This is a genomic window from Acinetobacter sp. L-24 (genome assembly GCF_056857555.1).
In genome coordinates this window covers 46,789-60,245 of record NZ_JBSXNI010000038.1, presented here as the reverse complement: position 1 = coordinate 60,245, position 13,457 = coordinate 46,789, and the positions used below count along the sequence as shown (strand labels likewise).

Here is a 13,457-nt window from a genome sequence, read left to right as displayed (position 1 = left end):
TTGAACTGCACAAAAGTAGCAAAATGCATTTGTTCGACTGATGCTAAGTCCCTTTAGCACAGTCGAACGGGCGACATCCATGTCGCCAGTCATGTGATCTAATTTGGATGATCTCTGGTTTTGTCGATCAGATAGTTAATAAAATTTGTGCAGGCAACAAGCATAAATTTTGCATCGATATAAGAAAGATTTGATTCGTCTAACATTGCATGGCGAATACCATCTGCATCGGATGTATAACCATATAAAGATTTAATACTGGCTTTTAATGCAGGATGTATTGGATATTGTTTTTCAATTTGACCAATTGCATCACCTAAAGTTACTTTGTCCTTCTTTAATATTTTTTGACACATACCTTCTAATGCCGAAACAGATTCTTTAATTGAATTTCGATAGTCAGGCTTTTGACGATCTGACATCAGTTTTAAAGCTTGATTTAAATGTTGTTGAACACCTAAATATTGATTTGTATTTTCTAAAGCAGTTTCGATGGATTGAATTTCTTGTTCAGATGTAATTTCAATAACATGCTCATTAATTATTCTATAAGCGCTGTTTTCTCGTTCTAAAACATTGTTTAGATCATCTATAAATTTGAAGTTAGGCGATACATACCATGTTGGATAATACTCTATTGTATTTTCAATAAAATCATAAGTTTCATACCATTTGAAATTGAAAAAATATTTTCTAATTTGTTGTAATGCTTCTTCAAATTCTTCTGGTATAAGGTCTAAAGGTAATTGAAAGAAGGTTGACCAATACGATTTTATAAGCTTACCGAGATGTGAGTCTAAAGTGCAAAAAGACTCTTGATTGCTGAAAGCTCTATCCCATAAACATTCATGCAATACATTCCAAAGACTAACTCTTAGACGTTCATCCATACTTTCTTTTTGAATAATACTACGAATAGGCTTATATCCATTCCGTTCCGAAAACCGCATATTTTTCCTAAATAAAAAAACGGTGAATGATTCACCGTTTTATCATACTTATTGGGTGGATAAAATCTCCCCTAACCCTAAGTCCTATATGACGCCAGATAAAGAGAAAAGCCCCCTCCTTTTTCAAAGGAGGGTTGGGGAGGATTTAAAAAATTAAATCACTTCAACAACGGTTTCAAAAATTTACCCGTATGAGAAGCTTTGACTTTCACGACCTGTTCAGGCGTTCCTTCCGCGACAATCATACCGCCACCCGAACCACCTTCAGGGCCTAAGTCCACCACCCAGTCGGCAGTTTTAATTACGTCCAGATTATGTTCAATCACCACAATGGTATTACCCTTGTCACGGAGCTGATGCAGGATATCCAGCAGTTTGGCAATATCATGGAAATGCAGACCCGTGGTCGGTTCATCCAGAATATATAGGGTTTGACCAGTATCGCGTTTGGCCAGTTCACGTGCCAGTTTGACACGCTGTGCTTCACCACCAGAAAGAGTGGTCGCAGACTGACCCAGACGTATATAGCCCAAACCGACCTGATGTAATGTTTCCAGACGACGGTGAATCACCGGAATCGCATCGAAGAAATGCATGGCATCTTCAACGGTCATCTGCAAGACATCGGAAATATTCTTGCCCTTATAGTTTACTTCCAGCGTTTCACGATTATAGCGTTTGCCATGACAGGCATCACATGGCACATACATATCCGGTAGGAAGTGCATCGCTACCTTGATCATGCCGTCACCTTCACAGGCTTCACAGCGGCCACCTTTCACGTTAAACGAGAAACGACCGGCAGCATAACCGCGTGCCTTGGCTTCTTGCGTCTGTGAAAACAGTTCACGAATCGGGGTAAATAGGCCGGTATAAGTCGCCGGATTGGAACGCGGGGTACGTCCAATCGGACTCTGGTCAATATCCACCACTTTGTCGAGGAACTGTAAACCATCAATCGATTCAAACTTTTCCGAAGTTAAAGTGGTGGCACCATTGAGCTGGGTCGCCGCCAAAGGTAACAAAGTCCGGTTAATCAAGGTCGATTTACCTGAACCGGACACCCCGGTAACACAGGTCATAATACCTAAAGGAATGGTCAGATCGACTTTTTTCAGGTTATGCCCGGATGCTCCCATCAGCTTGATCTGTTCTTTAGGCTTAGGCGGTTGAATCCGTTTTTTCGGCACTTCAATTTTTAATTTTCCGGATAAATATTTTCCGGTCAGCGAGTCCGGATTGGCCAGAATTTCATCATAAGTCCCTTCGGCAATCACATGCCCGCCATGTACACCGGCACCCGGACCGATATCAATAATATGGTCAGCGGCACGAATCGCATCTTCATCATGCTCGACCACCAAGACGGTATTGCCTAGGTCACGCAGACGGATCAAGGTCTGTAACAGACGGTCGTTATCACGCTGATGCAGACCAATTGATGGTTCATCCAGCACATACATGACGCCCATCAAACCGGCACCGATCTGTGAGGCCAGACGGATTCGCTGCGCTTCACCACCAGACAGAGTTTCAGCTGAACGTGACAGGCTGAGATAGTTCAGGCCGACCGAAACCAGAAAGTGCAGACGTTCACGGATTTCCTTGAAAATCTTGTCAGCGATTTCACCACGTGCACCTTCCAGATGAATGTCTTGATAATAGCTTTCAGCATCGCCAATCGACATACGGGTAATATCGGCAATGGTCTTGTCCAGAATTTTCACATTACGCGAAATTTCATTTAGACGTGAACCATCACAGGCATCACAGGCAGCATTGGATAAATATTGCGCCAGATCATCACGGACATAATTACTTTCAGTTTCACGATAACGGCGTTCCAGATGCGGCAAAATTCCTTCAAAAGGAATGACCCGATTATGGCGACGACCACGCTCATCGATATAGCTCAGATCAATTTTTTCTTTGCCGGTGCCGTACAGAAATTTTTTCTTGGTATCGGCATCCAGTTCATTCCACGGCGTTTCTAGCGAAAAACCAAAATGCTCGGCGACTTTCTGGATCATGCTGTAATAGTAAGGACGCTGACGGTCCCAGCCACGAATCGCGCCTTGGCTAACGCTGACTTCAGGATTGGGAATCAGTTTGTCGGCACTGAAATGGCTGCGGGTCCCTAGACCATCACAGACCGGACAGGCACCAAAAGGATTGTTGAATGAAAACAGGCGTGGTTCCAGTTCAGCCACTGCACGGTCACATTCCGGGCAGGAGTGTTTGGCTGAAAACACACGATCGTTATGCTCGCCCTTCATCCAGGATAAAATCGCGATATTACCACCGAGACGTAGCGCGGTTTCAAAACTTTCTGCAATACGGTTACCCAGATCATCACGAACCTTAAAGCGGTCGACCACCACTTCAATGGTATGTTTTTTCTTTTTATCCAGCTCAGGTGGTGGATCAATTTCCATGATCTCGCCATCCACTCGGGCGCGGACAAAACCCTGACTTTGTAGCTGTTCAAACAGCGCTGTATATTCGCCCTTACGTTCGCGCACGACCGGTGCTAACAATAACAGCGCAGTGCCTTCTTCCAGTGCTTTGACTGCATCAACCATTTCAGTGACTGTTTGTGCCACCATCGGCAGGTCATGTTCAGGACAGAACGGTGTACCGACACGCGCATACAGTAGACGTAAATAGTCATAAATTTCGGTAATGGTTCCCACGGTAGAACGTGGGTTATGGCTGGTAGATTTCTGCTCGATGGCGATGGCTGGACTCAAGCCCTCAATCGAATCCACTTCCGGTTTTTCCATCTGGGAAAGGAACTGGCGGGCATAGGCAGACAGCGATTCCACATAACGGCGCTGACCTTCGGCATATAAGGTATCAAAGGCAAGCGAGGACTTACCTGAACCAGACAGTCCCGTAATCACCACAAACTTGTCGCGTGGTATATCAAGGTTCACATTTTTCAGGTTATGGGTACGTGCGCCTCGAATACGGATGTGGCTTTGGCTCATGCAAGGATCCTAGAATATTCATCAAAAACCCTTATATGATACCGGATGAAAAATGTTCAAGTGCAAATAAAAGTATTTTAAACGTCAAGTTATGTCGGTGATTGGTCAATTCATCACAAAATTAAGAAACACAACAGCAGATCATTTAAATATTCACAATCATCATGTACAAGGTAAATACTTAACAAGCCGCTGCATAACGGCGTTCAAAGATAGACTCAATCTCTTCAAAACAGCGGTCACGTAGCACATCATGATGCAGACGTGCATAAAAATTGACTTCATTTTCCAGAATGTGCAGAAAGTCCTCATAGTCTTTTCGGAAAAAATCCAAGTCGAGCAAATCGTTACGGCGTGCCTGATGACAGCGATACTTTTCAATAAATTTCAGTAGATGTTTTTGGATATGCGTGTTGGTATGGTAAATCAGATAAGTGGCTGCCGAACCACAATCTAGACAGCCTTGTTCCAGATAGATTTCTTCATTGTTGAACCAGCAACATTGCAGGGTAAAAAATGCCCGAATCGCTTCGGTGCCTAAAGTATTCATATCATCTGCCTCTTTCCGGGATTGATTTTATTAATTGATAATTATTCTCAATTATTGTGCGGCAATTTTGGGCTTATAGCTAGGTCTAGCGTACCGGCCCGTTCTATCCTTGTTTTTTTTCAGACTAAGCCGTTTTTATGATCAATTCATGACAGTAGAAATTTTTTTTGAACGGCTATAACCGAAAAGCCCTGTCTTAAACAGGGCTTTTTCTATTCGTCTTATTCATCCAGACCAGGCCACTGGCGTTGCTCAAAGGCACTGTCCCAGAATAACCATTCCAGACGGGCAGCATGCGTATAAGCTGCATGCATTTTTTCTAGTGTATCGGCATCAACACGCGCTGCAACACGGTCAACGGTCGCAATCACATTCCGCACCGCAGTGTGGAATTCCTCTCCTGAATAGGTATCCACCCAGGCTTGATACGGATTATTCGGCGCAGAGTTGTCGACAATATCTTTACCAACTTCGGCATAAATCCAGAAACAAGGCAGCAACGAGGCTAGCACCACCGGGTAGCTTTCTGACCAGGCGGTCGAAGTCAGATAAGAAGTATAGTGATGACATGCCAGCGTCAACGGTGTCTGCTCAAATTGCTCTTTGCTAATGCCAAAATCTTGCATAAAGCCATCATGCAGGCTACGTTCCACCACAATCGCAATTTTGGCTGCCTCGGCAAACTGGATTACATCGTCCGCTTCAAAAGCTTTGGCGGCACACACGGCCAGTGCACGGCCATAGGCCAGTAAATAATGCGCATCCTGAATCACATAATGACTAAAGGCTTCACGGCTTAAAGTACCTTGCGCCAGTTGCTGATTAAAGGGCAGGGCCAGGGTCTTCTGATAAAGTCCGAGATTACGTTGCCATACCTCTTGTGAAAAACTCATGCTGAAAATCCTTTGCAGTTCAAGTTAAACCATGCGGCACTATAGCAAAGATCGGGCTGTTTAAAAGATCGGCAAATTTTAAAAACAGAAAATAAGATAAAACAGCTCAGGAAGTGCTTTGGTTTATGCGCTAAAAGTTTCATAATTAGCTTAACTTTTCCTATTCGTATAGCTGCTCTCTCGCAGCCATACATTTATTTAATTTATCCAAGGTCGTTGTGTATGTTGAAACATTTTGGTTTCTCGATTGCATTTTCGATCGTGTGTCTTGGTTTGTCTGCGTATTGGGGTTATACCCATGGTCCTGACGCAGGCCTGCAAACCATGCTCACAGCGCTGACCATTACCGCTATTCTGGCGATTATGGAAGTGTCGTTGTCCTTTGATAACGCGGTTGTCAATGCCTCAGTCCTACGGGGTTGGGATCATTTCTGGAAAATGCTGTTCCTGACAGTCGGTATTCTGATTGCAGTTTTCGGGATGCGTTTGATCTTCCCAGTGGTCATTGTTGCAGTGACTGCAGACCTGGGCTTTATGGAAGTAGTACGTCTGGCCCTGAATGATCCGAAAGAATATTCAGCACGTTTAATGGCACATCATCCTGAAATTGCTGCTTTTGGTGGTGCTTTCCTGTTGATGGTATTCCTGAACTTCTTCCTGGATGAAGAAAAAGATACGCACTGGTTCAGACGGGTGGAACGCCGTCTGTCTAATTTGGCCAATGTGCCGGCAATGTCGGTGTTTATTGCACTGGTGGCCTTGTTAATCATGGCAGCCAATGTCGATGAAGCCAAACGTCTGGCAGTGACTATGGCCGGAATCTGGGGCATTGTGATTTATATCGGGGTGCAGGTTCTGAGCCATATGCTCGGTGGTGAACCGGAAGTCGATGAAGAAGGCAATGCCATTCGTCATGGTGAAAATGGCGTACCAACGGGTGTAGTGAAAGCCGGTATTGGTGGTTTCCTCTATCTAGAAGTCCTGGATGCCTCTTTCAGTTTTGATGGCGTGATCGGTGCCTTTGCGATTACCTCAGACGTGGTCATCATCATGCTGGGTCTGGCAATTGGTGCGATCTTTGTCCGTTCAATGACGATTTATCTGGTTGAGCAGGGCACATTGGATGCCTATATCTACCTGGAACATGGTGCGCATTATGCCATCGGTGCACTGGCTTTCATTATGATTGCCAGTGGAACCGGTCTGCATGTACCAGAAGTGGTGACCGGTCTGATCGGTGTGGCTTTTATTGTCTGGGCAGTATTCGCCTCGATTCAGTACAAGAAACGTCAGGCAGCTTTAGACAAATAAAGCACTGTCCCTGAATGAAAGCGTAGCTCCGGCTGCGCTTTTTTTGTTTTTAGATTGGCATCATCTTTATTTCAAATAAAATTCATGTCTTATTAATGAGCTGAATGTCCTATAATCTGGGCTCCAAATTAATTAACCCAATCGCCATAATTTATGATGAATGCTTTAGAACGTCGTTCAACCTTTGCCCTGAGCAGTATTTTTGCACTGCGCATGCTGGGGTTGTTTATGATTATCCCGGTGTTTTCTGTGGCAGGGCAGGCATATCAATATGCGACGCCTGCACTGATCGGTTTGGCGGTCGGGGTCTATGGTCTGACCCAGGCACTGTTACAGATTCCATTCAGCCTGATTGCGGATCGTTACAGCCGTAAGCCACTGGTGGTTTTAGGGCTGCTATTATTTGCGCTGGGCGGTGCGATTGCGGCCATGTCGGACACCATTTATGGCGTGATTATCGGCCGTGCAATCGCTGGCGGTGGTGCGGTATCGGCTGTGGTGATGGCACTGCTGGCAGATGTCACCCGTGAAGAAAACCGTATGAAAGCCATGGCAATGATGGGCATGAGTATCGGCCTGTCCTTTGTGGTGGCCTTTAGTCTGGGGCCTTGGCTAACGGGTCTGGTGGGCATCTCTGGGTTGTTCTGGGTCACCACGGTGATGGGCCTGGCGGCGATTGCCATGCTGCTGATGGTGCCGAAAGTCACGCGGCATCATAAAAACTTTCAGCAGGGCTATCTGGCACAGTTGAAACAGGTAATCAAAATCGGGGATCTGAATCGTCTGCATGTGTCGGTCTTTACCCTGCATTTATTGCTCACCGCCATGTTTATCTATGTGCCTTCACAGCTGATCGAATTTGCTGATCTGCCACTTTCCAGTCATGGCTGGGTATATTTGCCGCTGTTGGTACTGAGCCTGTTTTTTGCTTTTCCGAGTATTATCCTGGCAGAAAAATACCACAAAATGCGGGCGATTTTTCTGGTGGCCATTACCGGTATTATTCTGGGTTTAATGGTGATGGCATTTGGTTTTGAATCCAAATATGTCTTGCTGATTGGTTTAGGGTTGTTCTTCATTGCCTTTAATGTGATGGAAGCCCTGTTGCCGTCCTGGTTGTCGAAAGCGGCACCGATCCAGTCCAAAGCGACGGCAATGGGCGTAAATGCCAGCAGCCAGTTTTTAGGGGCTTTCTTTGGCGGTATGATTGGCGGACAATTGCTGCTGCTAAACAATACCTCGATGGGCTGGAGTATCCTGACAGGAATCGCGATCATCTGGCTGCTGATGAGTTTTGGCCTGGCTCAGCCACGCTATCTGTCATCGCTGGTACTGCGATTGCCGGAAAGCAGACAAACTGACGAATGGACTTCTCAGCTTTTGGCGATTCGTGGTATTGAAGAGGTCGTGGTGATGTCTGAACAGCAAGTTGCCTATGTAAAAGTCGATAAACAGCAGATTGATGATGCTTCGCGACAACAATTAACGCACTTGTTAGGTAAAGAGGTAGCCATTTAAGCATAACTCTTATAAAGTAAAATACAGAAATATATAGGAAGTAAACGGCAAATGCGTGGTGTAAATAAAGTTATTTTAGTGGGTACTTTGGGTAAAGATCCGGAAACCAAAACTTTTGCAAATGGTGGCTCTCTCACTCAATTCTCGATCGCAACCAGCGATTCGTGGACAGATAAAAGTACCGGTGAACGTAAAGAACAAACGGAATGGCACCGTATCGTGTTGCATAACCGTTTAGGTGAAATTGCGCAGCAATATCTTCGTAAAGGCTCAAAAGTATATATTGAAGGTTCATTACGTACCCGTCAGTGGACTGACCAGAATGGTCAGGAACGCTATACGACAGAAATCCGTGGTGAGCAAATGCAGATGCTGGACTCTAGCCGTCCTCAAAACGATCAGGGCGAGAGCAGCTTTAACCAGCCACGCTTTAATAACAATAATCAGGCGAACAACAACCAGGGTGGTTATGGCAATAACCCGCAATCAGGTTATGGTTCAGCGCCACAGCAAGGCGGTTTTAGCAACAACCAGGGCGGCGGTTATGGCAACAATAATCCGAGTGGTTTTGCGCCGAAATCTGCACCTGCTCCAACAGCAGCACCTGCAGCAGATCTAGATGATGACCTTCCATTTTGATCTATTAGAACGGTAAATCATCATTAAAACCCACCTGAATGCGGTGGGTTTTTTATGTCTTGAAGATTGGTATTGAGTTTGCATAAAGCCCGACTTATTAGAAGAATCATAAGTGTTAAAGCATTATCTTGCTTTTGATCAGCACAACTCTGCATCGAGAAAATAAATGAGATTAACAATACTAATAGAAATTAATGATCTAAAAAAGCGATCATTTTTATAAAAACTTGCGGTTTTACCTATTTTGAAATTTTTCGTATTCTAGCTTCACAAGATAAGCAATCCCAGAAATAAGCCAGAGGAAATATCTCATGAGTTTAATCAATACTGAAATCAAATCATTCAATGCAACTGCTTACCACAATGGTCAGTTCATCGAAGTTTCTGAGCAAGACCTGAAAGGAAAATGGTCAGTGGTGTTTTTCTATCCTGCAGATTTCACCTTTGTTTGTCCAACTGAATTAGGCGATCTTGCTGATCAGTATGCTGAATTCCAGAAAATGGGTGTAGAAATCTATGGCGTGTCTACCGATACTCATTTCACCCATAAAGCTTGGCATGATACCTCTGACGTGATTGGTAAAATCCAGTATCCATTGATTGGTGATCCAACCTGGACTTTGTCTAAAAACTTCGAAGTATTGATTGAAGCTGAAGGTCTGGCAGATCGTGGTACTTTCGTGATTGATCCAGAAGGTAAAATCCAGATCATTGAAATCAACGCGGGTGGTATTGGCCGTGATGCACAAGAGCTTCTTCGTAAAGTGAAAGCTGCACAATATGTACATGCGCACCCAGGTGAAGTTTGTCCGGCAAAATGGAAAGAAGGTGAAGCAACACTAGCGCCGTCAATCGACCTGGTGGGTAAAATCTAATTCAAACCTAGTTCTTTGAAGCAAAAAATCCAGCATAAGTTGCTGGATTTTTTATTTTTTTAGTTTAGAGATTTATGAATTCTAGACAAAAACATCATGCCATTTGATTTCTATTTGAGAACAAAATGAGAATTGAGGAATTGCACTCTATGCTTTTTAAGCGGCTTATGCGAGGCAATCAAGTAAGCGCAATACCATGCTGAATGATTGACTAGGCCTGAAAACAAAGAAGCCTCTGCTTTCGCAGAGGCTTTTATTTTATAAGGCGCTGTAGTTTCTTGTCGTTTTAAACAATTTTCGCATAAACGCATCTGAATGGAACCGGATGAATTTATGGTTTTCTTATGCTGCGAATCATAGGTATTTAAAAAGTATTTGTCAACCAAGGATTATAAAAATGGTTAATTAAATTATTTGTTTTTAAAGCGAATTTTCAAGTTTTTAGATAAAAATATGAATAAAATCTTAGATTTGATGGAATTTTAACTAAGGCAGAAAAATGAATAAAAAGCAGGTGAAATTGAACAAAAAGGCCTTTACGAAAAACATATATTCTGGAAGATTTTAATAACCTGTTTGATTGGCGCATGGTACATAATTTCTGTAGTTTTTCAATGACGGATGATCAGTTTGGATATCGCAGTAATTGGTAGTGGCATGGCCGGACTGGCTACAGCCAGAATTCTCCAGGACGCAGGGCATCACATCACGATTTTTGAAGCACTTCCAGGTCGCGGCATGGACAGTCATAGCCTTGAATTTGAAGGGGGCCTGATTGACGCACCTTTACGTGTGATGAACCCCTATCTGTGGAAAAACACCCTGAGTCTAGCCACACATCTGGGCATTAAAACTTATCCGGTGCGGACCTATATGGCCTGCAGCTGGTTATTTGAAGATAAAACTGAAACCTGGCTGACCACATCGCGCAGCCGAATTGGCAATATCCCGATTATCAACAACCGTAAAGGTCTGCAGCAGTATGGCTGGCGTCTGGTCAAAGGCCTGTTACAGTTAAAAGTTGCATTAACCAAATTCTTTAAATCGAAAAATCAGGACATCAGCCTGGCAGAATTTATCAATCGTAACGAGATTGAAGAAGTGTTCTGGCACGGTGCGGTGATGCCGGTGCTATATACCATCTGTACCTGCAATCCGAAAACCATTGGTGAATGGCCAGCTAAACCGTTGTTAATTTTTCTGCGTCAATTAACCGATGGCGATGCGTTACTGCGTCTGCAAGGCGGTACACCAGCGTTGGTCGATAAGCTGATTGAAGGCATTCAGATTGAAGACGGTTCAGCAATTACACTGGTACAAGAGCAGGGCGATCAGGTCAAAGTTGAAAATGCGGCCGGTTATTCAAAACTGTTTGACCGGGTGATTGTCGCGACACCGACCACCAAAATTGAGGAGTTCCTGGATCCGGTACAATTCGCCAGTGAAATTGAATTATTGAAGAAATTCAAATTCGAACAAGGCGAACTGGTGATTCATACCGATGCCAGCGTAATGCCGCCAAAACGTAAAGACTGGGCCGTACTCAGCTATATGATGGACCGTAAATTTACTCGTCAGCAATTTACCGTGTGGCTTAACTCGATTGAACCTTCTTTGGTTGGCAAGTCGGCCGTGTTTCAGACCTGGCGTCCGGTAACCGAGATTGATCCGAAGAAAGTGATCAAATCGGTCATGCTGACGCGTGCAGTCGTCGATGCTAATACGGTGGCACTGAATAAGGAATTGCAGCAACGTCATCTGGATGCCAACCGTAAGGTCTTCTTCTGCGGTTCATGGTCATGTGACGGTTTGCCGATTCTGGAATCGGCAGTGACCTCAGCGATGAAGATTGCAGAAATCTTTGGTGCGCCTTTACCATTTCAGGGTTTAAAACCTGTGGTTGAGGTTGCTCCGCAACTGGGTTATTAATCCATGCAATGGCTTCAGGCACTGCGTCAGCATCTTCCCCAGCACAAGTATGCAATTGATGCCGCTGTGTTGGGCGATCATGCGCAATTGCCCTGGAGCAATTTAGGGTATTGGCAAGCAGGTCAGCAGGATTATGCGGCTGCCTGTCGTATGCTCACCGATCACCTTGCACAAACTGTAAATTTAAATTCAAAAGATAAACTGCTGGATTTAGGCTGCGGTCAGGGTGCAAGTTTGCTGTACTGGCAACAACACTATCAGGTGCAATATCTGGCGGGGGTTGAGCTGCAGGCTGCTTGTGTAGCTAATATTCAGCAACATCTGCCAGAACTGAATGCCATTTATCAGGCGTCATTTTTGCGTTTAAAAGAATTGCCATTTTCCCAGCGTTTTGATGTGGTGCTGTGTCTGGATGCGGCTTATCACAGTCCTGTGCCTTTATTCTTGGAGCAGATCCGTAGTGTTTTAAATTCAAATGCACGGATTGGTTTTCATCATCTGGTTTTGTCCGAGCGTTGGGAAAATTTAAATGCATTACAACGGCGTAAATATCAGTTTTTATTGAAATCTGCCGATGTGAATTTAAAAGATTTAATGACAGTGGGTGCATTATATGCCTGTCTGGATCGTTTTGAATTTAAAAATATCCAGATTCAGGATCTGTCCGAGCCGGTATTTTCAGGCTTTGCGGATTATGTGCAAAAAACTTTGAATTCAAAAGCATCAGATGATCAGGCTCAAGGTTCAAAACTGGATCATTTTAAAATTCAGATGACAGCGAAACTATGCCGAAAATTATATCAGGAAGGGATTGTGAGATATGTGCAAGTGACGGCACAATCGAAGCACTAGAAAGTGCAAGAAGACTCAGCTGAAAATACCAAAACCCAGAAACATCAAAGCCTCACTAAAAAGCGAGGCTAAGATATGGTGCCGGCACACGGATTCGAACTGTGGACCTACTGATTACAAGTCAGTTGCTCTACCAACTGAGCTATGCCGGCATGGTGGAGTGCATTTTACAGATTTTTTTTGGTCACGCAAGCCAAAAAATAACCGTTTAAACTGTTTCGGCAGGATTTGTTTATTTTGACCGGATGGATGAAAAGTTCTGTTTTAGGCTATGCGCAAAGAAATGGCCCATATGTGCAGATATGGGCGAGGGTGAAAGCACAGGATTGGTTATGGATATGAGTCGGTTATAAGTTATCTGTTTTTCAGGATACGATCTAATTCTTGTGCACATTCCTCTAAAGTAAAGGCCATATCAAACTGCATTTGAGGTTTGAGTTCTTGAGCGAGGCTTCTCCACTGTTCGATGAGTCTCAAGGCTTTTTGAATTTTATGTTTATTGATGTCCTTGGCAATGGTCGGGGTATAACCGCCACGTTTTGCATTTTTAATCTGTTTGGCATAGTTTGCGCTGTTATTCATGTTCGCTCTCCGAATAGCAGTGTATCTATTTTTTAAATTCAAATTTGAATGGCCCGGTTCACTTGGTTATTTCTTTCTATCCTGTGGTTTTTATTCTCCTTTTAGTTGATTTATAAGCAACATAACATAGCTTTGATGACAATAAAATTAAGCTATTTCTGTGCCAGTTTTTTGTTTGAACACATAAATAAAAACCTGAAATGAATGGCGTACAAAAACTACACAATTCATCAGTTTTTTGGCTGATGAAAAATGAAAATTTTAAAAAATAAAATTGAGATTAAGCATTGAGCTGCAACAGATTTTTATGAACAAGGATTGATATCAATTCAATGATTTGCATAAGGCGATGGATAATAATATTTTAA

11 protein-coding genes and 1 tRNA gene are annotated in these 13,457 nt (G+C 43.7%); 6 read left to right on the top strand and 6 right to left on the bottom strand.

All coding sequences use genetic code 11. The features are described from left to right. Window positions 1-98: 98 nt before the first annotated feature. From AC13CK_RS05900 to tenA, 4 genes are all read right to left on the bottom strand, one after another. A complete protein-coding gene (locus AC13CK_RS05900; RefSeq protein ID WP_100354919.1) occupies window positions 99-950 on the bottom strand; it encodes an AbiJ-NTD4 domain-containing protein in 852 nt (283 codons plus the stop codon). Between the two features lie 158 nt (window positions 951-1,108). Continuing rightward, a complete protein-coding gene (gene uvrA, locus AC13CK_RS05895; protein WP_482831003.1) occupies window positions 1,109-3,940 on the bottom strand; it encodes an excinuclease ABC subunit UvrA in 2,832 nt (943 codons plus the stop codon). A gap of 181 nt (window positions 3,941-4,121) precedes the next feature. Beyond that, window positions 4,122-4,490 carry a hypothetical protein gene (locus AC13CK_RS05890; RefSeq protein WP_114540960.1) on the bottom strand — a complete coding sequence of 123 codons (369 nt, stop codon included), beginning with the start codon at window positions 4,488-4,490 and terminating at the stop codon, window positions 4,122-4,124. A 221-nt stretch (window positions 4,491-4,711) separates the two neighbouring features. Then, window positions 4,712-5,383 carry a thiaminase II gene (gene tenA / locus AC13CK_RS05885; RefSeq protein WP_004729210.1) on the bottom strand — a complete coding sequence of 224 codons (672 nt, stop codon included), beginning with the start codon at window positions 5,381-5,383 and terminating at the stop codon, window positions 4,712-4,714. 222 nt (window positions 5,384-5,605) lie between these two features. On the opposite strand from tenA, the gene AC13CK_RS05880 reads away from it, so the two are divergent. From AC13CK_RS05880 to AC13CK_RS05855, 6 genes are all read left to right on the top strand, one after another. Beyond that, the gene (locus AC13CK_RS05880) at window positions 5,606-6,694 is read left to right on the top strand and encodes a DUF475 domain-containing protein (protein ID WP_425879946.1); all 1,089 of its coding nucleotides are present in this window, start codon (window positions 5,606-5,608) and stop codon (window positions 6,692-6,694) included. A 153-nt stretch (window positions 6,695-6,847) separates the two neighbouring features. Continuing rightward, window positions 6,848-8,212 (top strand): MFS transporter, encoded by a 1,365-nt coding sequence (locus AC13CK_RS05875; protein WP_035340698.1) that lies wholly within the window; start codon window positions 6,848-6,850, stop codon window positions 8,210-8,212. 51 nt (window positions 8,213-8,263) lie between these two features. Then, complete coding sequence (gene ssb, locus AC13CK_RS05870) at window positions 8,264-8,851, top strand: single-stranded DNA-binding protein (RefSeq protein WP_005245776.1); 588 nt, start codon at window positions 8,264-8,266, stop codon at window positions 8,849-8,851. A gap of 311 nt (window positions 8,852-9,162) precedes the next feature. Beyond that, window positions 9,163-9,726, top strand: a complete 564-nt coding sequence (ahpC, locus tag AC13CK_RS05865; RefSeq protein ID WP_005105379.1) for an alkyl hydroperoxide reductase subunit C — start codon at window positions 9,163-9,165, stop codon at window positions 9,724-9,726. 621 nt (window positions 9,727-10,347) lie between these two features. Continuing rightward, complete coding sequence (locus tag AC13CK_RS05860; RefSeq protein WP_004647280.1) at window positions 10,348-11,655, top strand: FAD-dependent oxidoreductase; 1,308 nt, start codon at window positions 10,348-10,350, stop codon at window positions 11,653-11,655. 3 nt (window positions 11,656-11,658) lie between these two features. After that, on the top strand, window positions 11,659-12,507 hold the full coding sequence (locus tag AC13CK_RS05855) for an SAM-dependent methyltransferase (RefSeq protein WP_425879945.1): 849 nt from the start codon (window positions 11,659-11,661) through the stop codon (window positions 12,505-12,507). A 76-nt stretch (window positions 12,508-12,583) separates the two neighbouring features. Here the strand turns inward: AC13CK_RS05855 and AC13CK_RS05850 are convergent. Both AC13CK_RS05850 and AC13CK_RS05845 read right to left on the bottom strand, forming a co-directional pair. Further along, a tRNA-Thr gene (locus tag AC13CK_RS05850) sits at window positions 12,584-12,659 on the bottom strand. Between the two features lie 202 nt (window positions 12,660-12,861). Continuing rightward, entirely contained in the window at window positions 12,862-13,089 is a 228-nt protein-coding gene (locus AC13CK_RS05845) for a hypothetical protein (protein WP_004647282.1), read from the bottom strand. Window positions 13,090-13,457 lie beyond the last annotated feature (368 nt).